Below are 26,697 nucleotides of genomic sequence, written 5' to 3' on the forward strand. Positions count from 1 at the left end.
ACAAAAAAAGGTGGGAAACTTAGATGTTTGATAACATAAACTTTGGAATCATTCCTAAAACTATGGATGCTCTTTCTTTAAGACAAACAACCATCTCTCAAAATATTGCAAATTATGAAACTCCGGGATACAAAAGAAAATATGTTGAATTTGAAGATGAATTACAAAAAGCTTTGAACAAAGGTAAAAATTTAGAACTAAAAGTAAACAAGCAACAACATATAAATAATACCTTATCTTTTGAAAAAATTCAACCAAATATTCAAATTGATAATTCAAGGGGCTTAAGAGATGATGGCAACAATGTTGACCCAGAAGTAGAGTTAATAAATATGACTCAAAATACTTTAAAATACAATACTTTATCAAGATTAACAACTTATGCAATTCAACGATATGAAACTGCAATCAGAGGTGGAAAATGATGGATGGTCTTTTTAAAGTTCTTGATATAGCAGCCAGTGGGATGACTGCAGAAAGATTTAGATTAAACGTTATATCTCAAAATTTGGCAAATTCAGATACCACTAGAACAGAAGAAGGAGGCCCTTATAGAAGAAAAGCTATAGTATTTGAGGAAGCTTTAAACAAAACGACAAAAGGAAGGGAAGAATTTTCAGGAGTAAAGATTTTTTCGATAGTTGATGATCCTTCACCTTTTAGGTTGGTTTATGATCCAAACCATCCTGATGCAAATGAAGAAGGTTATGTTGAATATCCAAATGTAAATGTTTTAAGAGAAATGATTGATATGATATCTGCTCAAAGAGCTTATGAAATGAATGCAGCTGTAGTTAATTCAGCAAAGAGCATGTACAATTCTGCGCTTGGTATCGGAAGATAATGGGTTAAGGAGGTTTAAAGTGATGACAGATGGTATCAATGGAATAAATGGTTTAAATAATAATAACCTGTTTCCAGAAACAACGAAAAATAAGGACAAAAATTTGGATTTTTCACAGTTACTAAAAGATGCTATTGAAGAGGTAAATTCTTTGCAGAAAAATGCTGATAAAGTTGCTGCAGATTACGCGGCCGGTAAAATTACTGATATTCATCAAGTTATGATAGCAGCTGAAAAAGCTTCTTTATCTTTAAAATTAACTACTGAAGTAACAAATCGAATAGTTGAAGCTTATAAAGAAATTATGAGGATGCAGATTTAAAGAGAGCTAAAATCACAAATAGAATAGAAATATTGAAAAAATTCCCTCTTTAATAGAGGGAATTTGTTTAATTTTATAAAAATGTTAGAAATCTTTGTTATAATTTATCGAAAAAATATTGAGAGGAGGTGTTATTTATGGAGGAAATAATTAAAAGCGCCCAAAAGTACATTGATGAAAATTCGGAGGTAGATATAGAAAAATTAGAAAAACATTTGAAAAGTTTATATGATGAAAAAGAAGTAGATGAATATTTTTCTAGTTTGGGTGAAATATTATCTGGCTTGCAGGATATTTATAAAAATCCTATGGATCTTTTTTTTGATAATGAAAAAGAAGAAAAGTAAGGGGGTAGGTTTAATTGACAAAACAGGAGAGAAGTTGGATTTTGTATGATTGGGCAAATTCTGCTTATTCTGTTGCGATAACTACCGCATTATTGCCGATTTTTTTTAAGGATTTTGCTGCTGCGGGTATGCCTGATTATTTATCAACCGCTTATTGGGGATATGCATCTACTATAGCCACTTTAGCTGTTGCGATAATGGCCCCCATATTAGGAACATTAGCTGATTATAGGAATTATAAAAAGAGATTTTTGTTAACTTTTATACTTATCGGTGTCCTTTTCACGTCTTCTTTATCTTTAATCCAAGAAGGACAGTGGTTTTTTTGTTTAGTGCTTTACATCTTATCAAGTATAGGATTTTCCGGAGCTAATGTTTTCTATGACTCTTTTCTAACTGATGTAACGACTAAAGAACGTATGAATTGGGTTTCTTCAAGTGGTTTTGGCTGGGGTTACATTGGAAGTACGATACCTTTTTTAATCGGTCTTGTTTTTATTTTAAACCCGTCTTTAGTTAATTTAAACTCAACTATAGCCGCAACTAAATTAGCCTTCTTAATTACAGCCGCTTGGTGGTTGATTTTCTCGATACCTATTCTAAAGAATGTTCAACAAGTTTATTATGTAGAAAAGTCGAAAACCCCTATTAAAGATTCTTTTGCGAGAATTGGGAATTTTTTAAAAGATATGAAAACAGACAAAAATGTTTTATTGTTTTTGCTTGCTTATTTTTTCTATATAGACGGAGTAGATACAATTATCAGAATGTCTACTTCATATGGTATGGATGTTGGTTTGAACTCTAACGATTTGCTGATAGTTTTTCTAGTAATTCAAATAGTTGCTTTTCCTTTTGCTTTACTTTATGGGAAATTATCAAAAAAGTTTTCTACAAAAAGTTTAATCTATTTTGCTATTTTCGTGTATATTTTTATAACCATTTTTGCTTTTTTCTTAGAAACTATTGTGCAATTTTGGATTCTAGCTATGCTTGTAGCATCGTCACAAGGAGGTATTCAAGCATTAAGTAGATCATTATATGGAAGGATGATACCAAAGGAGAAATCCGCCGAATATTTTGGTTTCTACAACATCTTTGGTAAATTCTCAGCTATTTTGGGCCCTTTCTTAGTAGGACTTTTTACACAAATAGGTAAAAGTTCAAGATGGGGGGTAGTAAGTTTGTTATTCCTTTTCATTGTAGGAGGGATTCTCTTCTTTTTTGTCAAAGAACCTGATAAAGAGTTTGCATAAATTTTTAGAAAAAAAAGGAGGAAAAATTATGGATAGTGCCAGTAGCAGTTCAATAGAATATGCTAATCAACCGCCGTAATAGAAAGGAGGATACAAAATGAAAATTGAGGTAAAAGTCGATATCAAAAGGTTGATAAATGAAAAAGAGTTCAAAGTATTAAAAGAACTATTAAAAGACGAAGAACCCGCTGATATTGTTGGAATGATTGAAGAGTTACCACACGATGAGAAAATAGTTGTTTTTAGATTTTTACCCAAAGATACCGCTGCAGAAGTTTTTTCACAACTTGAAAAAGATGATCAGATGGAATTAATATCTCTTTTTAAAGAAGACAAATTGAAAGAAATTATTGAAAATATGGAACCGGATGATAGGGCTGATTTATTGGAAGAATTGCCCGCAAACGTTGTTAAAAAATTACTATCTCACTTGTCTGACGAAGAAAGAAAAAACACCCTTGTTCTACTTAATTATCCTGAAGATTCTTCTGGTAGGATAATGAATCCAAATTTTTTGGACTTAAAAGAAAATATGACAACAAAAGAAGCTCTTTTATATATAAAAAAGGAAGGAAGCAAAAAAGAAACTATATATACCTTATTTGTGATAGATAATACAAGGAAGTTAAAAGGTGTTGTAGAACTCAAAGACCTAATATTTGCTCAGGAAGAAGAGAAAGTAAAAAATATAATGAATGAAGACCCTACGTATGTAACAGTTTATGAAAACGAAGAAGAGGTAGCTAGAATTATGCAGGATTATGACTTGCTTGCAATTCCTGTTGTCGACAGTGAAAAAAGATTAGTGGGTATAATTACTATAGACGATATTGTAGATGTTTTAGAAGAATCTGCAACTGAAGATATACAAAAAATGGCAGCAGTAGGTGTAACAGAAACCTCGTATTTTCATACATCTATTTTTGAACTCGTTAAAAGTAGAGTTATTTGGTTGGGAGCATTATTGCTTTTTGAAAGTGTTGCTGTTTTTGTAATAGAAGGATTTTCGGATGTTTTACAAAAAATTACCATATTAGCTGCCTTTATGCCAACAATTAATGCGATCGGGGGTAATACGGGTGGTCAAATGTCTGCAATAATTATTAGATCCATGGCTTTGGGGGATATAGATGACAACGATTTGAAAAAAGTTTTGAAAAAAGAGATTATTTCTGGAATTATTTTGGGAATTATTTTGGGAATTATAATGTTTTTACGGGCGATTATAAACACGAGAGAACCATTGATTATGTTAAGTTTAGCCCTTTCAATAGTTGTCGTGGTAATCGTTTCAAATTTGTTAGGAGCAATATTACCATTTATAGCTAAAAAAATGAAGCTAGATCCTGCTCTAATATCTGGACCTTTTATAGCTACGTTGATGGACATTTTGAGTATGTTTTTCTATTTCTCAATTGCTTTATTACTTCTTAAGGATCTTTTATGATCTTAGGAAATTATAGAGATCATTTTCGAAAGGACTTGATAAGATGAATAACAAAGATATTAATGAAATTACGGATAAAATCAATGAACTTCCCACACCTGATTTTATAGTTCAAAGAATCATTTCTATAGCCTCAGATCCACAAGCAGATATAAAAGATTTGCAAAATGTGATTATACAATCTCCATCATTATCTGCTAAAATTTTAAGGTTAGCTAATTCGGCTTATTATGCATTACCAAAAAGAATATCAAAACTAAGTCAAGCTATTAATCTGTTAGGTTTTAAAACAATAAGAAACCTTGCTTTAAGTATTTTTACGGTTGAAAAATACTTTAAGGATACTGTACCAAATTTTAACAGTTCTAATTTTTGGACACATTTGATTTCAACAGGAATTGCTGCAGAGTTACTTGCAAATTATTTAAATTTTTTAGATAAAGAAGAAGTATTCATGTGTGGGGTTTTGCATGATTTGGGGAAAATAGTAATGGCTCATATAATGCCAGAAATTTTTGATATGATAGTGAAAGTTGCTAAACACGAGAAGGTATCTTTTTGGGACGCAGAACAACTATTATCTAGTTATTCTCATGAACATATTGGTAGAATCTTATTTGAAAAGTGGAATATGCCTGATATTGTTATTGAATCAGCATCTTTTCATGATAACCCCTTTGATTCACAGAAAGAAGAAACAAAGAAAATACTATATATAGTAAATGTAGCTAATGTTACAGTCAATACCTATTTTTATGGCTATTCCGGATGTTTTAATATTTCAGAAATTGATCTTAAGGTATGGAATTATTTAGGACTAAGTTATAGAAAATATTTTAGCTATTTTCAAGAATTCAAGGATATTATTAACCAATCGCCAGAGTTTACAAACATGAGACAACTGATTAATGAAGTGGAGGTGATTCAAGATGGCCCAATACAGAAGGGAGATGCTTGAATCTGAAATGAAAAAAATAATTTCTCAAGGTTTTTCACAATTAAAAGATCCCAGGATTAAAGATAAATTTTTAGATATAAACTTAGTTAAATTATCTAAGGATAAATCTTACTTAGATGTTTATGTATCAACTCTTGAGGATAATACTGAAAATGTTGTACAGATACTGAATAAGGCAAAAGGATTTTTTAGAACTTTAATAGCAAAAAATATTAAAATTTTTAAGGTTCCTGAAATTAGATTTCATGAAGATAAAGGAATACAAGCAAGTATAAAGATCAATAAATTGATAGATAAAATTGAACAAGATGAGGCTAAGGAATGAAAAGCGGTTTTATCATAGTTAATAAACCAAAAGGAATAACTTCTCATGATGTTGTTCAAAGGATTAGAAACATATTAGGAATTAAAAAAGTTGGACATGCTGGAACTTTAGATCCATTTGCTACAGGTGTTCTTATAATTGGGGTGAACAAGGCCACAAGATTATTGGAATTTTTTCAAAATGAAAGAAAAACTTATTATGTAAAAGGTCAGTTAGGCATAATAACTGAAACTTTTGATATAGAAGGAGAAATAAAAGAAAGAAATTCTGTTGATAAAATAGATATAGAAAATTTAAGGAACGTTTTATTATCCTTTATAGGAGAGTATTTACAAGTTCCTCCTGCTTATTCTGCAAAAAAATACAAGGGTAGAAAACTATATGAATATGCAAGAGAGGGGAAAATAATCAATCTTCCACCTAAAAAGGTAACGATATACAATATAATAAATTTTTCTCAAATTGGAACAGAGTTTGCATTTCAAGTGGACGTTAGTTCTGGAACATACATAAGGTCATTAATTATGGATATTGGTTATAAGTTAGGTTGTGGGGCAGTAACTAAAGAACTTGTTAGGTTAAAAAGCGGTAAATATTCCTTAAAAGATGCAGTCGAATTAAATGAGGTTTCAAAAGATAAAATTATAGATATGGATAAGGCTTTAGATCTCCCATATGTTCAAGTAAATAATGGAGAAAAGGTACTTCAAGGTCAACAAATTTTCAAAGAAAATATAATGGAATATTCTACTTTCGATAAGGGGGATTATGTTAAAATTTATGATGAAAGTATGGATTTTCTGGGGATTGGTCTATCTGAGAGAAAATCAGATTTTTTAAACACTCTTATTGAGAAAATTCCCGAAAGAAATGAAAGAATAGTAAAAATACATAAAATCTTAATTTGAGGTGAGTTAGAAATTGTATGTTGCAACTATAGGGATATTTGATGGGGTACATAAAGGGCATCAATATATATTAAAAAACGCTTTGGAACTATCTCAAAATTTAAAATTAGCACCATTGATTATAATGTTTAAATACCCTGCAGAAAAGTATATTGGAGGCTTCGAAGGTTTAATATTACCAAGTTGGAGAAGAAAAGATATTTGTGAAAAAATGGGTTTTAAAGTTTTAATAAAGGATCTTCAAGAAGTATGGGGAGTTCCTCATCAGGAGTATTTAGATAATCTAATAAAAATGGGGGTTAAAGGTTTTGTCTGTGGAGAAGATTTTACATTTGGAAAAGATGCATATGGAAATGTAGATTATTTAAAAACAGTAGGGAGAAATAAAGGATTGGTTGTAAAAGTATTGAATGATTTAAAAAAATATGGAAATAGAGTAAGTTCGTCAGCAATAAAAAGAGAGATAAAATTGGGGAATATTCCTAATGCAAATGAAATGCTTGGAAGACCATGGACTTTAGAAGGTAAGGTTTATGAGGACAGACATTTAGGTTTTAAATTAGGATTTCCAACAGCAAATATCGATATATCAGAAAGAGAAGAAATTTTATTACCAAAATATGGAGTATATTTGGTCAAAGGGCAAATTAAAGGTCAGTCAGGAACCTTGTGGGGTTTGATGAACGTGGGATTGAGGCCAACTTTTATAGAAGAGAAAAAGGAACCAAAAGTGGAAGTGTATTTCTTAGATTTTTTTGGTGACCTATACGGAAATTATATTATTATAGAAGTTTTAGAGTTTATTAGGGAAGAGGTAAAATTTGAAAACGAAAAACAATTGATTAGAGCAATGGAAAAAGACGAAGATTACGCAAGAAAAATCATACAAAAACATTATTTGTAATTGTTATTAATAAAAAGGGGGAATTACTTTGCCTAACTGGGATTTAACTTTCTTTTATTCTTCGCCAGAAGATAAGAAAATAAAAAGAGATTTTGAAGAAAGCTTGAAACTTACAAAAGATCTCAAAAAAAATTATTACCATAAACTTTCAGATCCTTCTTTAACACCTGAAGAAATGAAAAATTTCTTTTTGGAGCTTGAAGAAATTTTTAAAAAGAATTATTTCGCTTCTCAATATTGTAATTTATTTTATGCCTCTAACACACAAAATGAAACCGCCCAAAAACTTTTTCAGATGAGTATGGATTATAATTCAAAATTAGATGTGGAGAGTTCTTTTTGGAAACCCGTATTACTAAAACAGGGTGAGAAAAAATTAGAGGAATTTTTAGCATCAGAAATTCTAAAGGATTACACTCACGTTATAGAAAAACTTATAAAATCAAAGCAACATGTATTAAGTGAAGACGCTGAAAAAGTATTAGCAGCAATGTATAATTCTTCTAGAGGCGGATTCGAAGATCTGTATGAGAGATTGGTTAGTTCTTATGAATTTGAGTTAGAAATAGATGGCATTACTCAAAAATTAACTGATCCTCAAATAAGATCTTTAAGAAGAAGACCAGAAGCTAGATTAAGAAGAGAAGCCATGAAAACTTTTTTTTCAAGGTATGACCAAGATAAAATAGTTTTCGAAAAAACCTATAACTCCATTGTGAAAAATTATGACACAGAAGCGTCGCTACGTAACTTTCGCGAGCCTATATCTATGAGAAATTTGGCAAATGAGGTCGAGGACGATATAGTAAAAACGGTAATTGATGTAACTACTGAAAGAACCTATATGGTTCATAAATATTACAAATGGAAAGGGAAAAAATTAGGCATAGAGCAAACACTTGCCGACATTTATGCTCCACTTGAAAAGATTCAAAAAAAGTATTCTTTTGATGAGGCGAAAGCTATTGTGCTTGAATCATATTATGAATTTGATGAGGAAGTAGGAGAGATAGTAGAATCATTTTTCAAAGAAAATAGGATAGATTCTGATATAAGGAAAGGCAAGAGAGGTGGAGCTTTTGCTTCTTATGCTATTCCCAACAGAAAACCTTTTATATTATTAAATTATACAGGAAATCTTTCTGATGTAGGTACTTTAGCTCATGAATTGGGTCATGGTGTTCATGGGACTTTATCTTCTCAGCAAAACATTTGGAATTATCATACGCCTCTAACAATGGCTGAAGTTGCTTCTGTATTTGGTGAAATGCTTGTTATTGATAAGCTACTTCCAACCCTTTCAAAAGAAGAAAAAGTTGCATTTATCGCTTCAAAAGTTGAAGAAATGTTTGCAACTATGTTCAGACAAAATATGATTGGAAGATTTGAAATAACTTCTCACCAATTAATTGGTGAAAATGGTAGTGCAAATTGGAAAGAGTTAGCAAACGTATATCGAGAAGAACTGAAAATAATGTTTGGAGATTCTGTTAAAATTCCTGATGAATACTGTTATGAATGGGCTACTATTCCTCATATTTTTAGTACACCTTTTTATGTATACGCTTATAATTTTGCCAATCTTTTAGTACTTGCAATTTTCGAAAAATATAAACAAGAGGGAAAAGTATTTGTTCCAAAATACAAAGAGTTATTAAAAAGCGGAAGTTCTGATTCGCCTCAAAAGTTATTAGAAAAAATAGGTATAAACATAAAAGAAAGAAAATTCTGGGAAAATGGTTTTAATTATATAGAAAGAGAATTTATAAATAAATTATCATAAGGTTATGGAGGAATTGTTTTGAAAGTTCAGAGAGTTGAAACTAGTGGTGAATTGATGACTAACACTTACATTATTAATGAAGATACTATTATAGATCCAGGTGAAGGTATAGGAGAGTATATTCCAAAAGATAAAGAAGTTGTAGTTTTACTAACTCATGCTCATTATGACCATATTCTTGGATTATCTGAATTAAATGTAAAACAATTGTATGTGCATCCTTTAGATGTTGAGATTTTAAAAGATCCTATAAAAAATTTTTCTTATTATGTAAAAAAACCGTTTTCATGGAACAATGGTTGGGAAGATATTACAGAAACTTTTGAAGTGATTCACACACCCGGACATACGCCTGGTTCTTGCGTTATTCATTTAGAAAATTATTTATTTACTGGAGACACATTATTTTATGATTCAATTGGGAGAGTAGACCTAGAAGGAGGATCTTTTCAAGATATGAAAAAGTCCCTAAAGATATTAAAAGATTATCTACTAACACTACCTAAAGATACCATAATTGCACCAGGGCATATGGCTTTAGGGAAAATAAGCGATGTGATGGAATTCAATTCATATCTGAAATAATTTTTGGAATATACGGTTTAATAATTCCGGGAGGGAGTATTATGACAAAAGATGAATTATTGGAAGAGGTTAAAAAGCAAGGAATAAAGTACATTAGATTACAAATTACAGACATTAACGGAACGTTGAAAAATGTGGAAATACCGTCAACTCAGTTAGAGTCATCTTTAAATTATGGAACAATGTTTGACGGTTCTTCTATCGAGGGCTTAGTAAGAATAAATGAATCCGATATGTTGTTAAAACCAGATATAGAAACATTTACCGTACTACCTTGGACAGTTGAAAGAGAAAAAGTAGGACGGTTTATATGTGATATTTATACTCCAGAAGGAACTCATTTCATTGGGGATCCAAGATATGTTTTAAAAAAAGTAATCAATGAAATGAAGGAATTTGGTTACTCCCCATATGCTGGACCCGAACCAGAATTTTTTATTCTTCCAAGAGACGAAAAAAGTCGTGATCCTTTGCTAATTCCACTAGATAAAGGAGGATATTTTGATTTACTTCCTATCGATTTGGGTGAGCGAGTTAGAAAGAGCATGGTAGAAACCTTGCAAGGAATGGGGATAAAGGTAGAAGCTGCCCACCATGAAGTTGCTAATTCACAACATGAAATAGATTTTAGATATGATTATGCATTAAAAACTGCCGATAATATACAAACATTCAAATTGGTTGTTAGAACAATTGCTCTTCTCAATGGATTATGGGCAACATTCATGCCAAAACCTTTTTTTGGAATGAATGGTTCAGGTATGCATACTCATTTAAGTATTTTTAAAGAAGGTATCAATATTTTTTATGATAAAAATAAGCCTTATGAAATTAGTGACGAAATGAAATGGTTTATTGGAGGATTATTTCAACATATTGATGCTATAACAGCTTTAGCTAATCCTACAATAAACTCGTATAAAAGATTAGTACCAGGTTATGAAGCGCCTGTAAATGTTGCTTGGTCTGTTGTAAATAGAAGTGCTTTGGTAAGAATACCAATGACCAGAGGAGATGGGACAAGGTTGGAACTAAGGTCTCCAGATCCAACAGCAAATCCCTATTTACTATTAGCAAGTATTTTTGCTGCTGGTTTAGAAGGGATAAAAAATAAAGTTGAACCTCCTCAACCCGTTGACGGAAATATATACGAAATGGGAAAAAAAGAAAAGGATGATAAAAATATTAGATATCTCCCAAGTTCTCTTCAAGAGTCTTTATCTATTCTTAAAAAAGATGAACTAATTAGGGGAGTTTTAGGAGAGCATATATTTTCTAAGTTTATAGAAATGAAAGAAAAAGAGATTGAGGAATATAGAATCGCAGTAACAGATTGGGAAGTCAAAAGATATATCCAACAATTTTAAAAAAAGTACAAAAGAAAGAGGCGCTTTTGTTTTAAGCGTCTCTTTTTTAAATATAATTTTTTTCTTCACCCGGTTTTATTTTACCGTCTAAAAGTAGTTTTTTGATCTCTTCCAATTTTTCTCTAATTTCTATTCCTTTATAACCTTTTTCTAATAGATCTTTTCCAGATATTGAAAGCTTCAAATCTGTTAATTTTTTTAAATATGTATAATAAATATCAACTATTTGTGGAGGTAATTTAACTGCTAAAAATATGAATTGTTCATTATCTAGTGTATTAGTAATTTTGTAAAAAAAGGATAACTCATCTATTTTTCCATATTTATTTAAATGATTGGATATTAATTCATTAGCTCTTTTTACTTGTTGTAGTTTCCTTATAAATTCTTTTGGAAGGCCATATCTTGCAGAAATATTCTTCAAAGATTCTTCACTCGTGTATTGCAAAATAACAAACAAAACTACGTGAAAAATCCTCACTTTATTTAAGTAAAAACGCATATTGTAATTGAAAAAATGCAAAATATCGAAAAGATTTTCTAAATCTTTTTCTAAAGTAGGTGTATAATATGTTTTTTCAAAAAGATGAGAAATAATTTTTAGATTTCCCATCCTTTTTATAGCTTTTAAAGGTTCTTTTTCACAAAGTATTTTTTCAAATTCTTCCCTAATTCTCATTCCAGTAACTTTTTCTAAGTATTCATTTTCTACAGCGTCCTCTAATTTTGTTAAAGTGTTTGAATCAATCTCAAATCCAAACCTTTGCTCAAATCTAATAGCTCTTAAGATTCGTGTTGGATCTTCAATAAATGAAAGTGGATGTAAAATTCTTATGATACCTTTTTCAAGATCTTTTTTACAATTAAAAAAATCAAGAAGCACACCAAAAGATTCTGAGTTCAATTTTATTGCCATTGCATTTATAGAAAAATCTCTTCTGTAAAGGTCTTTTTTAATTGTTGAAAGTTCTACCTTTGGTAATTCTGCAGCTTCTTGATAATACTCAGTTCTTGCAGTTGCTAGATCTATCCTAATAATTTTATTTTCTCCATTTCTGTAAAATATAGAACATGTGTGAAATTTTGGATGTTCGACATATTTTGCCCTCAGTTGTTTTGCTACATATTTTCCAAATATTAAACCATCCCCTTCTACGACTACATCTATATCGTAAGGGAGTGTGTTATTAGTTAATTTATTATCGATTTTTAAAAGTAGGTCTCTTACAAATCCCCCCACTACATAGACGCTTATGCCCTTTTCGTTTCCATAAACACCTATTAATCTTAAAATATTTAAAACAGAGGTTGGTAAAACTTTTTCCATTTCCGAATTTAAATTTTGTGACTGATATTTTTCTCTTAAAATCGGGTTTAAAGTAAAATTTAGAACCCCGTTAGTCGCTCTTAAGAGATCTGTTCGAGTAATTATACCTACAAGTATTCCATCCTTTAAAACTGGTATTCTTCCAACATCAGCTTCTGCCATAATTTTTCTCACTTGAGTTAAAGAAGTTTCAACATCAGTAACTTTTAGATTAGTACTCATAATGGCTTTAATAGGAGCATTTTTTAATCCATGCTTTATAGCTTTTTCAATATCTTTTTTTGTAATAATACCAACTAACTTGTTATTCTGAATTACTGGTAAACCAGAATGGCCAGTCTGGTACATTATTTCACTGGCTCTTTCAACCGTCTCCTCAGATAGTATGGTTCTAACCGGTGAAGACATTATATGCTTTGCTCTCAAAACAGGCAAAAAGGATGATTTTAGTTCATTTTTTATTTTACTTATGACTTGGTTAATATCATACTTTTTCGTTTTTGCGGATCCTGCTTTTCTATGTCCTCCCCCTCCAAAGTGAGATAGTATCTTATTTAAATCTATTTCATCGATTCTTGATCTAGCTACTATATATATGCTCTTCCCCATTCTAGTAACCACAAAAAAAACATCTGGTGTTAAGGCTTCAAATAGCTTATGAGTTATTACATTTAATCCTCCAATGAACTTATCAATCTCTGCATATGCTATATATACATTTATCTCTTCCAAAGTTAGTTCTTGAATATTATTATATAATTTATTAAAAAGATCTTTTTGTTCTTTAGTCATTTCAAGTGAAACGAACTCTTCTATTTCTTCGATGCGTGCACCACCTTTTATAAGTTGTGCAGCAATCTCATGGTCAAGAGAAGTTGTTGTCGGATAAACGAAATTACCTGTATCTTCATGAATTGCTATTAAAAAAAGAGTTTCATAGGTATCAGGAAGTACTATTTTATTTTGTAATAGCTTTTCAAGTAGTATAGTAGTTGCACTTCCCGTTTCTTTAGAGAAGTTTTTACCTTTGATATTTTGTTCTTTTAATTCGGGGTGATGATCGTATATATCAACATCGATTCCTTTCTCAATTAATTGTCTAATTATGGGAGGGATTCTATTAATATCAGCTGTATCAACTACAACTATTTTTTCAATTATTTTGTTGTTTATCACGTCTTCAAATTCTTTTTTGAAATTATTATCTTGAATATAATGAATATCATAGATATTCAAAAATTCTTTCAAATTTTGTTGTGGTTCAGCTTCCAAAACGATTATTGAATCATCGTAAATTAAAGAAGCAGCAACACAGGCCGCAAACCCATCGAAATCAGCATTTTTATGAGTAGTTATAATGGTTTTTGGATTCAAAATAATTTCCCCTTTAATTAAACTTTGTAAAATTTAAAAATACTAATTTCATTATATCATATCCATCTCTTATGAAGGATAAATCAACTATGATATAAAAATTTGACAATGAAGAATTTTCATGGTATAATCCAAAAAATTAAACAGAGGAAGGATTTTAAAAAATGGATATTTATGAAAAATATTTCACAAATAATATATCAAATACAATATTAAATAATGATAGGAGGCGCTCAAGTAGCCGGTGGATCATAAGCACCGGTAAGTTGGGTGCTTATGAAAATGGGGATTAATACCCCTCTATGAAAAAACAATCCATGCGGCTACATCTTTTTTTAGATGTAGCCGTTTTTTTTATGATAACTAATTTTCATATAATTTTGGGAGGTTAAAAGATGAAGAGATTTGATGTAATTGAAGAAAAAATAGATTTGCCATTAGGGTTTAAAGTTTCAGGGATTCATTGTGGAATAAAAAAGTCGAAAAAAGATTTGGGAATGATTTATTCAGAGAAAAAAGCAAATGCAGCTGCAGTATTTACTACAAATAAAGTTAAGGCTGCCCCAGTACTATTAAGTATGGAGCATATAACAGACAACGAAATTCAAGCTGTTATCGTCAATAGTGGAAATGCGAATGCTTGTACAGGTGAAAAAGGTTATTCTGACGCAATGAATATGGCTAAAAAAACAGCATCAGTTTTAGGGTTAAATAAAGAAGACGTATTTGTAGCTTCTACAGGCGTAATCGGTGTACCTTTACCGTTGAATAACATTTTAAGAGGTATCGAAGATTTGCAAAATAAAGTTAATCATGAAGACGAAAATGATTTATTGAATTTAGCTCAGTCTATCATGACTACAGACACTTTCCCAAAGATTTATAGTAAAGATCTATATATTGATGGGAAAAAGATTACTTTAACAGGAGTCGCAAAAGGTTCAGGGATGATTCATCCAAACATGGCAACGATGCTTTCTTTTATTATGACTGATGCAAATATCTCTAAGACAGCTCTAAGTAAAGCCTTAAAAAGTTCAGTTGATAAAACTTTCAATATGATTTCAGTTGATGGGGATACAAGTACCAACGACACCGTTTTAATATTAGCGAATAAAGAAGCCAATAACAAAGAAATTATAGAAGATACTGTAGGTTTTGAATTTTTCCAATCTGCCTTGGATGAAGTAACTTTATATTTAGCTCAAATGATAGCAAAAGATGGAGAAGGAGCAACGAAGCTTGTGGAAATCAGAGTAATAAATGCTAAAACTGAAAAAGATGCAAAATTGATATCAAAAACAATTGCAAAATCTAACTTAGTTAAAACAGCTATATTCGGGGAAGATGCTAATTGGGGAAGGATTTTGGTAGCAGCAGGGTATTCTGGAGCAAACTTTGATCCTAAAAAAGTTGATGTATGGTTCCAAAGTGCATCAGGTAAGATTCAAACATGTTGCAATGGATCCTTCAAGGAATTCAGCGAAGAGAAGGCAAAATTAATTCTCAAAGAAAAGACAATAAGAATTATTGTTGATCTAAAAGATGGAGATGAAAAAGCGGATTCATGGGGTTGTGATTTAAGTTATGAATACGTAAAAATAAATGGAGGATACAGAACATGATTAAAGAAGAAAAATTTTTGGATGAAATTAAAAAAGCAGAGGTTTTAGTTGAAGCTCTACCGTATATCAAAAAGTTTTCAGGTAAAGTTGCCGTGATTAAATTTGGGGGTAACGCTATGAAAGATTCACTAATAAAAAAGATGGTTGCTCAAGATATAGTTCTTATGAAATATGTTGGATTAAACCCAGTTGTAGTTCATGGTGGTGGCCCTGAAATAACTAAATTTTTAAAAGATTTAAATGTTGAAACAAATTTTGTAAACGGATTGAGAGTAACTGATGGAAAAACTATGGAAATTGTTGAAATGGTGCTTGTTGGTAAAGTGAATAAAGATATAACCTCATTGATAAACAAAATGGGAGGTAAAGCAGTAGGATTAAGTGGGAAAGATTCAAATTTGCTTGAAGCAAAAAAGGAACTTTCCAACGGGGATCTAGGCTTTGTAGGTGAGGTTGTTAATGTAAATAAAGATATTCTAAATATACTAATCAATAAAGGATATATCCCTGTAATAGCCCCTTGTGCAATTGGCATAGATGGAAACACTTACAATGTAAACGCGGATCTTGCTGCCAGTAAAATAGCGGCTGCATTAAATGCTGAAAAATTTATACTTTTAACCGATGTAGAAGGTATTTTAAAAGACAAAGGAAACAAGGATAGTGTCATTTCAAGGGTAAATTTAAGTCAAGCAAAAGAATTGTTAGATGCAAAATATGTTAGTGAAGGAATGGTTCCAAAGTTGCAATGTTGTATTGAAGCAGTAGAAAGTGGAGTAAAAAGGGTTCACATTATAGACGGTAGAATATCCCACTCTTTACTTTTAGAAATATACACTGATAAAGGTGTGGGTACAATGATAGCAAAGGAGTGTTTTGATGATGACAATCTCTGAAGATAAAAAGTATGTTATGAACACATATTCAAGATTCCCTATAACTCTTGTCAAAGGAGAAGGCGTAAAAGTCTGGGATAAAGATGGTAAAGAGTATCTTGATTTTGTTGGGGGGATAGCGGTTAACGCTTTAGGGCATTCTCATCAAGCGGTAGTGAATGCAATTAAAGAGCAAGCTGATAAGTTGATACACTGTTCTAATCTTTATTGGACAGAAAATCAAATAGAGTTAGCAAAGTTGATATGTGAAAACTCTTTTGGAAAAAGTGTGTTTTTTTGCAATAGCGGAGCGGAAGCAAATGAAGGAGCAATAAAATTAGCAAGAAAATATGGAAATACAAAATACAAAGGGAAAAGATACAAGATTATTACCGCTAAAAATTCTTTTCACGGAAGAACATACGGAGCTTTAACGGCAACGGGACAGATTAAGTATCATAATGGATTTGAACCACTCTTAGATGGGTTTGTATATGTAGATTACAACGATTTAAATTCGTTACAATCAGCCGTAGATGAGAATACTTGTGCCATTATGTTAGAGGTTATTCAAGGTGAAGGTGGCGTGAATGAAGCTGATAGTAATTATCTTAAAGAAGTCAAAAATTTATGTGAAAAAAATGATTTACTTTTAATTTTTGATGAAGTTCAAACAGGAATTGGAAGAACAGGAAAACTTTTCGCTTATGAACATTCAGGGGTAGTACCAGATGTGATGACATTAGCTAAGGCTTTAGGTGGGGGTGTTCCTATTGGTGCTTTGGTTGTGAATGAAAAGGCAGATATTTTCGTTCCTGGTAACCATGCTTCAACTTTTGGAGGAAATCCATTGGCTTGTGCAGCTGGCAAAATTGTAATGAATATAATTTCTCAAAAAAGTTTTCTAGATGAGGTGAAAGAAAAGGGAGAATACTTCAAAGGAGAGTTGGAAAAATTAAAATCAAAATTTTCTATTATAAAGAAGGTAAAAGGGAAAGGGTTAATGTTGGGGGTTGAATTAGATACAAATGATGGAAGTAAAATAGTTAAAAAATCTATGGAAAAAGGACTTTTAATCAACGTAATAAATCATAACATCCTAAGATTCGTTCCACCATTAATTATTTCTAAAAAGGAAATAAAAGATGGAATAGAGATACTTAAAGATGTTTTTTTGGAAATGAATTCTTGAGGGAGGGTTAAAATGCCTAAAAATAATAGAAAAGGAAACGCCTGATAGTGTACTAGGAACTTTGGGAGGGCAAACCGATTTTTATCGCAACACACAGAAAAAATCTTTCAGTGAAAATAATAAAATAAATTATTAGAAGAGGTGAATTCATTATGAAAAAAGGGGACAAAGTTGTATTGGCATATTCAGGAGGGCTAGACACATCTGTAATAATACCATGGTTGAAAGAAAAGTATCAATGTGAAATTATCGCAGTATGTATCGATGTTGGACAGGGAGATGAAACTAACTCAATAGAAGAAAAAGCTATTTTAAGTGGAGCTAGTAAAGTATATGTTGAAGACGTAACAGAAGAGTTTATAACTGATTATATTTATCCCACTTTAAAAGCAGGGGCAGTTTATGAAGGTAAATATTTATTAGGTACATCTTTTGCAAGACCATTAATGGCAAAAAAACTGGTTGAAATAGCTCATAAGGAAGATGCTAAAGCTATTGCCCATGGATGTACAGGAAAGGGCAACGACCAAGTAAGATTTGAAGTATCTATAAAGGCATTGGATCCAACAATAGAAATAATTGCCCCATGGCGAATATGGGATATTAAATCTAGAGAAGAAGAAATAGAATATGCAATGAAAAAAGGCATACAACTTTCAATAACAAAAGAAAAGATATACAGTGTTGATAAAAACATATGGCATATAAGTCACGAAGGTGGAGATTTAGAAGACCCATGGAATGAACCAAAATCTTATCTTTACGATGTTATAACTCCTCCAGAAAATGCACCAGACACTGCAGAATACATAACGATAGAATTTGAAGAAGGAATTCCAAAAAAAATCAACGGTGAAGAGCTTTCTCCTATTAAACTTTTAGAAAAGGTAAATTTTTTGGCAGCCAAACATGGAGTTGGAATCGCAGATATCGTTGAAAATAGATTAGTAGGTATGAAATCAAGGGGAGTTTATGAAACACCTGGAGGAACGCTGTTATACTATGCACATAAAGAACTTGAGAGTTTAGTTCTTGATAAAGACACATCAAGATTCAAAGATCTAGTTTCTCAAAAATATGCGGACTTGGTTTATGACGGGCTGTGGTTTTCACAATTAAAAGAATCTCTAGACGCTTTTGTAAATGAAACTCAAAAAGTAGTTACTGGTACTGTTAGACTTAAACTGTATAAAGGGAATATTTATACAGCTGGATTGAATTCTCCCTACTCCCTATACAACGAAGAGTTAGCAACTTTTGGTGAAGATAAAATATATGACCAAAAAGATGCGGAAGGTTTTATAAACCTATTCGGCTTGCCTTTAAAGATGAGAGCTTATCAAAAAGAAAAGCTTCAGAATAAGTTTATGAAAACCAAGTAATCAAAAATATATAAATAAATAAAGTTGCTGGGGGTGAAAAGATGAAATTATGGGGAGGACGTTTCAAAGGCCAGTTATCAAAAGATATGGAAAGTTTTAATAATTCAATAAATATAGATATCAGATTACTCCCATACGATATTGAAGCTTCTATAGCTTATGCAGCTGGATTGATGAAAGCTGGTGTAATATCACAAGAAGAGTTTAATTTAATGAAAAAGGCCTTAGAAAAGATAAAAAATATGGAAATTAAGGATATTCCTGATGTTGAAGACGTTCACACACTGGTAGAAAAGCTTCTTGTAGAAGAAATAGGTGATTTAGGCAAAAAGTTACATACCGGTAGAAGTAGAAACGATCAAGTTGCAACAGATGAAAGATTATATCTAAGAAAAGAGATAGAAGAAATAATAGAGTTATTGGAAAATTTAATTGATACCTTAAATATGCTTGCTAAAGTAAACAAAAATACTATTATGCCGGGTTATACTCACTTGCAAAGAGCACAACCAGTTACTTTTTCTCATCATTTGTTAGCTTATCAAGAGATGTTCAAAAGGGATACATCACGTTTGAAAGATTTAAAAAAGCGAGTAAATGTTTTAGTTTTAGGCTCTGGTGCTCTTGCAGGAACCACTTATAATATAGATAGAAAGTATATTGCTTCTTTGCTGGGATTTAATGATGTATCTTTAAACAGCATGGACGCTGTTAGCGATAGAGACTTTATAATCGAATTTTTATCGGCTGCATCGTTAATTATGATGCATTTAAGTAGATTCTCTGAAGAGATCGTATTATGGACAACTCAAGAGTTCAACTTTATAGAATTATCCGATGAATATTCCACAGGAAGTAGTATTATGCCTCAAAAAAAGAATCCAGATGCAGCGGAATTAATTAGAGGAAAAACAGGCAGAATATACGGAAACCTGATGAGTCTATTAACTGTTATGAAATCTTTGCCCCTTACTTACAACAAAGATATGCAGGAAGATAAAGAACCTCTTTTTGACTCTATAGACACTTTAAAGATATGTTTAAAGGTATTTACCGGAATGATAAAAAGTATGCATATAAAAAAAGAAAAAATGGAAAGCGCTGTAAAATACGGATATTTAAACGCCACAGATTTAGCAGATTATTTAGTCAAAAAAGAGATACCTTTTAGAAGTGCGCACGAAATTGTTGGTAATATAGTTTCTTATGCTATAGAAAAAAACACTACTCTAGAAGATTTGGAAATCGATGAATTCCGAATATTTTGCAATAAAATAGATGAAGATGTATATGAATATTTGAATATCAAAAATATTTTGAAAAGTAGAAAAACGATAGGTGCAGCAAAATGGGAGGATGAAAAATGAATGTAGGCATTTTAGGAGCAACGGGTTATACAGGAATAGAATTAATTAGAATATTATCAAAACATCCGAAAGTTAAAATTGTTTATCTATCATCAAAAAACTTTGAATCAAAGTTAATCTCTGAGGTATACCCGGGAATTCAAGGTTATAATGATTTAATCTTAGAAGAAGTTGATTTAGAAAAAGTAGTTAAAAATTGTGATGTTATATTCAATACGTTGCCCCCTCATTTTTCTTTTGAAATTGCAGGTATGATAAAAGATAATGGAAAACGATTGATAGATTTGGGAGCTGCTTTCCGTTTTGACAATTTTGACAATTTTAAAAGATGGTATAATTTCAAAGAGGATCTGGAATACAATGAGTATCAAAGAGTATATGGATTAACTGAGTTGAGTAGAGATTTAATTAAAGAGTCCAAGATAATTGGTAACCCTGGTTGTTATCCTACAAGTGTAATATTAGGATTAGCCCCACTTTTTAAAAATGGTTTAATTGAAAAAAACAGTATAGTTGTTGATAGTAAATCAGGTGTTTCTGGGGCTGGTCATGATCCTAAATACAATAATCTATACGCAGAATGCAATGAAAACTTAAAACCTTATAACGTTACAAAGCACAGACACATTCCAGAAATGGAACAAGAATTATCAAAAATAGCAAATAGTCAAGTTAATTTAATTTTTACTCCTCACTTGGTCCCAATGACAAGAGGAATTTTAAGTACTATTTATTGTCAGTTAAAATCAATTGATAATGTGCAAAGGATTTATAATCTTTATAAAGAATTCTATCAAAACGATCATTTCATTAAAATATGTAAACCAGGTACTTATCCATCAACTAAGAATGTTTATGGATCGAATTATTGTCACATAGGTTTTGAAATAGAAGAAAGAACTAATACACTAATTGTTATGTCAGTTATTGATAATTTGGTAAAAGGGGCAAGTGGGCAGGCAATTCAAAATATGAACTTAATGTTCGGATTACCTGAAAATAAAGGTTTAGACCTCGTTCCAATATATCCATAAGTAGCTAAAAAAGTAGCAAAAAAACTATTTTTATGAATTATATTCACTAATTTGATATTTCTTTGATTTTAATATATAATTAAAAAAACACTTTATCAAAGTAAAACACTTATATATTCAAATTTTCAAGATGAAAGGAGGGAGGGTGCGCTTTTAAAAAAAATAAAAAAGCGTACCAAGAAAATGAACAACGTTTATATCGTAGACACTACCTTAAGAGATGGAGAACAAACGGCCGGGGTTGTATTTGCAAATGAAGAAAAAGTTCAGATTGCCAAGATTTTGGCAGAGTTAGGAGTTTACCAGATTGAAGCAGGAATTCCCACCATGGGCGGGGATGAAAAAGAAGCTATTAAAAAGATTTGTAAGCTGGATCTTGGAGTAAGCGTTATGGGATGGAACAGAGCGGTTATAAAAGATATTGAAGAATCAATTGATTGTGGTGTTGATGCTGTTGCTATATCTATTTCTACTTCGGATATTCATATTAAGCATAAATTGAAGAAAGATAGAGAATGGGTTTTAAAAAGTATGACACAAGCTACAAAATTCGCGAAAAAACACAATTTGTATGTATCTGTTAACGCAGAAGATGCTTCAAGAAGTGATATGGATTTTCTTTTGAAATTTGCTAAAGAAGCAAAAGATGCCGGAGCTGATAGACTTAGATATTGTGATACAGTGGGAATGATGGAACCATTTACTATATATGAACACGTAAAAACTATCATTGATGAAGTAGGAATCAATGTTGAAATGCATACTCACAACGACTTTGGATTAGCTACTGCAAATACGCTATCAGGAATTAAAGCTGGAGCAAAGTTTGCAGGAGTAACAGTCAATGGCTTGGGCGAAAGGGCAGGGAATGCCGCTTTAGAAGAAGTAGTAATGGCTTTAAAGTATATATATAAAATCGATTTAGGTATTAAAACAAATATGTTGAAAGAAGTTTGTGAATACGTAGCAAAAGCTTCTGGAAGAATTTTGCCATTATCTAAAACGATAGTAGGTCTTAATGTTTTTGCACATGAATCTGGAATACACACGGACGGGATTTTGAAGGATTCAAATACATACGAATCATTCAGTCCAGAAGAGGTTGGGTTAGAAAGACAAATTTTAATTGGAAAACATTCTGGTAGAAATGCTATATTAGCTAAATTTGAAGAATATGACATAGAATTAACTCCCGAAGAAGCCGAAGAAATTTTAAAAAGAGTAAGGTCTTTATCTGTTCAACTGAAAAGAAGCCTGTTTGATAAAGAGTTGATTTATTTATACAAAGAAATGAGGGAGGATAAGATAAAGGATGCCGAATTACAAGACAATATCTGAGAAAATATTTAGTGACCACTTAGGAAGAGAAGTGGTTGCAGGTGAGATAGTAATAGTTGGCATAGATTTTATGATGGGTCAAGATGGAACAAGTCCTTTAGCAATTAAAACCTTTCAGGAAATTGGTGCAGAAAAAGTTTTTGATCCTGAAAAGATTGCTTTGGTTATTGATCATAATGCTCCTAGTCCAAGTGAAAAGGTATCGGCTTTGCATAAGATGATGAGAGATTTTACAAATAAAAATCAAGCTAACTTTTATGATATTGGTGAAGGGATATGTCATCAGTTGATTCCAGAAAAAGGGCATGCTTTACCTGGGCAGATTGTGATTGGTGCGGATTCTCATACATGTACGTATGGTGCTATAAACTGTTTTTCAACAGGCGTTGGTTCTACAGACTTGGCTATTGCTATGGCAAGTGGTAAATTATGGTTTAAAGTTCCTGAAAGTATAAAAATTGTTTTAGAAGGGAATTTACCTGAAGGGGTATATTCAAAAGATATAGCATTGTATATAATTAATAATATTACCGCAAATGGAGCAACTTACAAAGCAGTTGAATTTGAAGGCCCTGTGATTGATAATCTATCAGTTGAAGCAAGATTTACAATATCAAATATGGCTGTAGAAATGGGTGCAAAAGTAGGTCTTATGAAAGCTGATGAAAAAGTAAAAGAATGGGTAAAGCTAAGAACAGACAAAGCTTTTAAAACTTATGAAGCCGATGAAAAAGCTAATTATGAAAAGATATATAAATTTGATATAAGTAACTTAGAACCACAAATAGCAAAACCACACACAGTAGATAACGTTAGTCCAATATCCGAAGTTGAAGGAACTCCGATACAACAAGGTTTATTGGGTACATGTACAAATGGTAGAATCGAAGATTTACGTGTTGCAGCAAAAATATTAAAAGGTAAAAAGATAAAAAGTGGTGTAAGGCTCATTGTAGCACCTGCTTCTAGAGATACATTAATAAAAGCGATGGACGAAGGTGTAATAAAAACTTTAATACAAGCTGGAGCAACGGTTGTAGCACCAGGATGTGGTCCTTGTGTTGGAACGCACAATGGGGTACCCTCTGATGGTGAAAATGTTATTTCTACGGCAAATAGAAATTTCAAAGGAAGAATGGGGAACAACAAAGCCTTTATATATTTGGGATCTCCTGCAACAGTTGCAGCATCTTGTTTAGAAGGAAAAATTACCGATCCTAGAAAATATATAGCTTAAAGGAGGAAATCTATGGAACTTAAAGGAAATGCTCACAAATTTGGTAACGACATAAATACCGATTATATAATATCTGGGAAATATAAATTCAATACGATAGATATGAAAGAACTATCTGTTCACTTAATGGAAGATTTAAGACCGAATTTTTATAAAGAGATAAAAAGTGGAGATTTCATAGTAGCAGGAGAAAACTTCGGTTGTGGCTCTTCTAGAGAGCAAGCTCCGTTAGTTATAAAACACGCAGGCATTAGTGCTGTTATTGCTTCTTCATTTGCGAGAATATTTTATAGAAACGCTATAAATATTGGACTACCCTTAATTGAAGTACCAACTGATAATATAGAAGAAGGCGATTTATTGAGTGTTGATCTGGAAAAGGGAATAGTTAAAAATATAAGCAAAAATGAATCTTTGAATATCATACCTCTTCCAGTTGTAATGTTAAAAATTCTTCAAGAAGGCGGATTAGTTAGTTACTATAAAAAATACGGTTCTTTGGAATCTATAAACGAGTAGGTGGTTTGATGTATAAAGTTACTTTGATTCCGGGAGATGGAATAGGGCCAGAAATAACCGATGTAGTTGTTGATGTGTTTGAACATCTAAAAGCCCCAATCAGCTGGGAAGTAGTCGAAGCTGGTGAAAAAGAGATTGAAAAAAATGGGACACCACTTCCTGAAAAAGTTATTGAATCAATCAAAAAAAATAAAGTTGCCTTAAAAGGCCCCATAACTACACCCATTGGTAAAGGATTTAGAAGTGTAAACGTTACTTTAAGAGAAGAACTTGGATTATACGCAAATCTAAGACCAGTAAAAAGTTTGCCTGGAATAAATACTAGATTTGAAAATGTTGATTTAGTAGTTGTAAGAGAAAATACCGAAGGTCTTTACAAAGGAATTGAATATAAGATAGATGAAGTTGCAACTGCCATAAGAGTTATAACCAAAAAAGCAAGCGAGAAAATTGGATTCTTTGCCTTTAAATATGCTAAAGAGAACAACAGAAAAAAGGTTACTGCAGTACATAAAGCAAATATTCAAAAATTGACTGATGGGTTATTTTTAGACTGTATAAGAGAAATTTCTAAGAATTTTCCAGAGATAGAGTATGAAGAAAAGATTGTAGATAATATGTCCATGCAATTAGTAATGAATCCAGAAAAATATGATGTTTTGGTTGCACCGAACTTATACGGGGATATTCTATCAGACCTTGCTGCTGGGCTTATAGGGGGGTTAGGTTTTGCACCAGGTGCTAATATTGGAGAAAACATCGCAGTATTTGAAGCTGTTCATGGTAGCGCACCAGATATTGCTAAAAAAGGAATTGCAAATCCCATTGCCATACTTAGATCTTCAATTATGCTTTTAGATTATTTAAAATTGAACGAACTATCAAGAAAATTAGAAAACGCTATTTCTGAAGCTGTTAAAGACAAAGAAGCATTAACCCCGGATTTAAAAGGTAAAGGAAATACTGAAACAATTAAACAAAAAATAATAGATCATCTATCTTAGTTGGTGAAATAATTTGAGTAAAAAAATTTCAAAAGTGGTTATAAAAGTTGGAAGTAGTTCAATAAGTGATGAATATGGAATAAACGAAGATAAAATAAAAAAGATTGTTGACCAAATTAGCGAATTAAATAAAAGAGCAAAAGAGGTTGTAATAGTCTCATCCGGAGCTGTTGCTGCAGGAATGGGGGAATTAAATTTTCCAAAAAAGCCTCATTCTTTAATTGAAAAACAAGCTTGTTCCGCTGTAGGGCAAGGAATATTAATATCTATATATCGAAAATTATTCAATCAAAAGGGTATTAAAATTGCTCAAATATTACTTAATTCAGAAGATTTTGCTCACAGAGATCGTTATTTGAATGCCTACAACACAATGTATAAACTTCTAGAATACGGGCTTGTACCAATAGTCAACGAAAACGACACGGTAACTACAGATGAAATCAAATTTGGTGATAACGATATTCTTTCAGCTCAAGTTGCTAGTCTGCTCGAAGCAGATTTATTAATCATCTTATCGGATATTCCTGGATTGTTGAAAAATATCAATGATTTAAATTCTACAATAAAACTTGTAGAAAGCATTACCCCTGAAATTGAAGCTCTAGCAAACGGGAAAAGTGCAAGTAATGTAGGAACGGGGGGAATGAGTTCAAAATTAAAGGCTGCAAAAATATCTTTATCTGCCGGAATCCCCTTGGTAATAGTTCCAAGCTATGAAAAAGATGTAATTTTAAGAACATTAGAAAGTATGGAAAATAAAGAATACACAATTGGAACTACATTTTTAGCTAAAACAAAAAAATTAAGCAAAAGAAAAAGATGGATCTATTTTAGTTTAAAACCAAAAGGAGAGTTAGTAGTAGATGAAGGGGCACAAGATGCACTCTTAAAAGGGAAAAGTTTGCTGGCTGTAGGTATTAAAGAGGTTTCAGGAGAATTTTCAGTTGGAGACCTGGTTAATATAGTAAGTCAAGATATAACAATAATTGGAAAAGGATTGGTGAATTATTCTTCGGAAGAGTTAAAAAAGTTTATGGGGAAAAAATCAACAGACATTTTAGCAAAGAAAAACTCTCAAGGACCTGAAGAAGTAATTCATAGAGATAACATGGTAATAGTAAAATAAAAAACGGGTAATTATAATTACTAAAAAAGCCGCTGAATGATATGATACCTCCAAAGTAGACGCGTGTAATTAATAAAAATTACACAACTGCTTTGGAGGCATAATTATTATGTCACGGCCTCACTCTCCGTTATTGGAGAATAAATAAAGAAATTTTACTTTTTCACAAAAATGTTTGACACGTTAGAAAAGATAGCTAAAAGAGACAGAAAAGCAGAATTGGCTTTAATTCCCCTCTTGAGAGGGGT

At 31.6% G+C, this 26,697-nt stretch carries 25 protein-coding genes; 24 read left to right on the plus strand and 1 reads right to left on the minus strand.

What is annotated here, in order from left to right:
* Window positions 1-23 precede the first annotated feature (23 nt).
* The 13 genes from flgB (at window position 24) to glnA (ending at window position 11,046) form a co-directional block, all read left to right on the plus strand.
* Window positions 24-425 carry a flagellar basal body rod protein FlgB gene (gene flgB, locus PW5551_RS08600; RefSeq protein ID WP_113075370.1) on the plus strand — a complete coding sequence of 134 codons (402 nt, stop codon included), beginning with the start codon at window positions 24-26 and terminating at the stop codon, window positions 423-425.
* The gene (gene flgC / locus PW5551_RS08605; protein ID WP_113075371.1) at window positions 422-844 is read left to right on the plus strand and encodes a flagellar basal body rod protein FlgC; all 423 of its coding nucleotides are present in this window, start codon (window positions 422-424) and stop codon (window positions 842-844) included. Before flgB ends, flgC begins: the two co-directional genes overlap by 4 nt.
* Before the next feature lie 22 nt (window positions 845-866).
* Entirely contained in the window at window positions 867-1,166 is a 300-nt protein-coding gene (gene fliE / locus PW5551_RS08610) for a flagellar hook-basal body complex protein FliE (protein WP_113075372.1), read from the plus strand.
* Window positions 1,167-1,303: 137 nt separating this feature from the next.
* Window positions 1,304-1,513: a hypothetical protein gene (locus PW5551_RS08615; RefSeq protein ID WP_113075373.1), complete on the plus strand. Its 210-nt coding sequence runs from the start codon at window positions 1,304-1,306 to the stop codon at window positions 1,511-1,513.
* Window positions 1,514-1,527: 14 nt separating this feature from the next.
* On the plus strand, window positions 1,528-2,769 hold the full coding sequence (locus PW5551_RS08620) for an MFS transporter (RefSeq protein WP_113075374.1): 1,242 nt from the start codon (window positions 1,528-1,530) through the stop codon (window positions 2,767-2,769).
* Between the two features lie 97 nt (window positions 2,770-2,866).
* Window positions 2,867-4,216 (plus strand): magnesium transporter, encoded by a 1,350-nt coding sequence (mgtE, locus tag PW5551_RS08625; protein ID WP_113075375.1) that lies wholly within the window; start codon window positions 2,867-2,869, stop codon window positions 4,214-4,216.
* A gap of 43 nt (window positions 4,217-4,259) precedes the next feature.
* On the plus strand, window positions 4,260-5,174 hold the full coding sequence (locus PW5551_RS08630; protein ID WP_113075376.1) for an HDOD domain-containing protein: 915 nt from the start codon (window positions 4,260-4,262) through the stop codon (window positions 5,172-5,174).
* Entirely contained in the window at window positions 5,146-5,499 is a 354-nt protein-coding gene (gene rbfA, locus PW5551_RS08635) for a 30S ribosome-binding factor RbfA (protein WP_113075377.1), read from the plus strand. The genes PW5551_RS08630 and rbfA overlap by 29 nt, the downstream gene beginning before the upstream one ends.
* On the plus strand, window positions 5,496-6,407 hold the full coding sequence (truB, locus tag PW5551_RS08640) for a tRNA pseudouridine(55) synthase TruB (protein WP_113075378.1): 912 nt from the start codon (window positions 5,496-5,498) through the stop codon (window positions 6,405-6,407). Before rbfA ends, truB begins: the two co-directional genes overlap by 4 nt.
* Before the next feature lie 13 nt (window positions 6,408-6,420).
* On the plus strand, window positions 6,421-7,311 hold the full coding sequence (gene ribF, locus PW5551_RS08645; protein ID WP_113075379.1) for a riboflavin biosynthesis protein RibF: 891 nt from the start codon (window positions 6,421-6,423) through the stop codon (window positions 7,309-7,311).
* Window positions 7,312-7,339: 28 nt separating this feature from the next.
* On the plus strand, window positions 7,340-9,094 hold the full coding sequence (locus tag PW5551_RS08650) for a M3 family oligoendopeptidase (RefSeq protein ID WP_113075380.1): 1,755 nt from the start codon (window positions 7,340-7,342) through the stop codon (window positions 9,092-9,094).
* Window positions 9,095-9,112: 18 nt separating this feature from the next.
* Window positions 9,113-9,679 carry an MBL fold metallo-hydrolase gene (locus tag PW5551_RS08655; RefSeq protein ID WP_113075381.1) on the plus strand — a complete coding sequence of 189 codons (567 nt, stop codon included), beginning with the start codon at window positions 9,113-9,115 and terminating at the stop codon, window positions 9,677-9,679.
* A gap of 41 nt (window positions 9,680-9,720) precedes the next feature.
* Window positions 9,721-11,046, plus strand: a complete 1,326-nt coding sequence (gene glnA / locus PW5551_RS08660; RefSeq protein WP_113075382.1) for a type I glutamate--ammonia ligase — start codon at window positions 9,721-9,723, stop codon at window positions 11,044-11,046.
* A 46-nt stretch (window positions 11,047-11,092) separates the two neighbouring features.
* Here the strand turns inward: glnA and PW5551_RS08665 are convergent, their stop codons facing one another.
* Window positions 11,093-13,747, minus strand: a complete 2,655-nt coding sequence (locus tag PW5551_RS08665) for a CBS domain-containing protein (protein ID WP_113075383.1) — start codon at window positions 13,745-13,747, stop codon at window positions 11,093-11,095.
* Window positions 13,748-14,172: 425 nt separating this feature from the next.
* Between PW5551_RS08665 and argJ the strand changes: the two genes are divergently transcribed.
* The 11 genes from argJ (at window position 14,173) to proB (ending at window position 26,449) form a co-directional block, all read left to right on the plus strand.
* Window positions 14,173-15,372 carry a bifunctional ornithine acetyltransferase/N-acetylglutamate synthase gene (gene argJ / locus PW5551_RS08670; protein ID WP_370445941.1) on the plus strand — a complete coding sequence of 400 codons (1,200 nt, stop codon included), beginning with the start codon at window positions 14,173-14,175 and terminating at the stop codon, window positions 15,370-15,372.
* Window positions 15,369-16,268 carry an acetylglutamate kinase gene (gene argB, locus PW5551_RS08675; RefSeq protein WP_113075385.1) on the plus strand — a complete coding sequence of 300 codons (900 nt, stop codon included), beginning with the start codon at window positions 15,369-15,371 and terminating at the stop codon, window positions 16,266-16,268. Before argJ ends, argB begins: the two co-directional genes overlap by 4 nt.
* Complete coding sequence (locus PW5551_RS08680) at window positions 16,255-17,439, plus strand: acetylornithine transaminase (RefSeq protein WP_113075386.1); 1,185 nt, start codon at window positions 16,255-16,257, stop codon at window positions 17,437-17,439. Before argB ends, PW5551_RS08680 begins: the two co-directional genes overlap by 14 nt.
* Window positions 17,440-17,591: 152 nt before the next feature.
* A complete protein-coding gene (locus PW5551_RS08685; RefSeq protein ID WP_113075387.1) occupies window positions 17,592-18,821 on the plus strand; it encodes an argininosuccinate synthase in 1,230 nt (409 codons plus the stop codon).
* Window positions 18,822-18,862: 41 nt separating this feature from the next.
* Window positions 18,863-20,188, plus strand: a complete 1,326-nt coding sequence (gene argH, locus PW5551_RS08690; protein WP_113075388.1) for an argininosuccinate lyase — start codon at window positions 18,863-18,865, stop codon at window positions 20,186-20,188.
* Window positions 20,185-21,222: an N-acetyl-gamma-glutamyl-phosphate reductase gene (argC, locus tag PW5551_RS08695; protein WP_113075389.1), complete on the plus strand. Its 1,038-nt coding sequence runs from the start codon at window positions 20,185-20,187 to the stop codon at window positions 21,220-21,222. Before argH ends, argC begins: the two co-directional genes overlap by 4 nt.
* A 183-nt stretch (window positions 21,223-21,405) precedes the next feature.
* Window positions 21,406-22,560 (plus strand): homocitrate synthase, encoded by a 1,155-nt coding sequence (gene nifV, locus PW5551_RS08700; RefSeq protein WP_113075390.1) that lies wholly within the window; start codon window positions 21,406-21,408, stop codon window positions 22,558-22,560.
* On the plus strand, window positions 22,535-23,797 hold the full coding sequence (locus tag PW5551_RS08705) for a 3-isopropylmalate dehydratase large subunit (RefSeq protein WP_113075391.1): 1,263 nt from the start codon (window positions 22,535-22,537) through the stop codon (window positions 23,795-23,797). The genes nifV and PW5551_RS08705 overlap by 26 nt, the downstream gene beginning before the upstream one ends.
* A gap of 12 nt (window positions 23,798-23,809) precedes the next feature.
* Window positions 23,810-24,316, plus strand: coding sequence for a 3-isopropylmalate dehydratase small subunit (locus tag PW5551_RS08710; protein ID WP_113075392.1), 507 nt, complete (start codon window positions 23,810-23,812; stop codon window positions 24,314-24,316).
* Window positions 24,317-24,321: 5 nt separating this feature from the next.
* On the plus strand, window positions 24,322-25,320 hold the full coding sequence (locus PW5551_RS08715) for an isocitrate/isopropylmalate dehydrogenase family protein (protein WP_370445940.1): 999 nt from the start codon (window positions 24,322-24,324) through the stop codon (window positions 25,318-25,320).
* Window positions 25,321-25,333: 13 nt separating this feature from the next.
* The gene (gene proB / locus PW5551_RS08720; RefSeq protein WP_113075394.1) at window positions 25,334-26,449 is read left to right on the plus strand and encodes a glutamate 5-kinase; all 1,116 of its coding nucleotides are present in this window, start codon (window positions 25,334-25,336) and stop codon (window positions 26,447-26,449) included.
* Window positions 26,450-26,697: the final 248 nt, after the last annotated feature.

Source organism: Petrotoga sp. 9PW.55.5.1 (assembly GCF_003265365.1).
GTDB lineage: Bacteria > Thermotogota > Thermotogae > Petrotogales > Petrotogaceae > Petrotoga.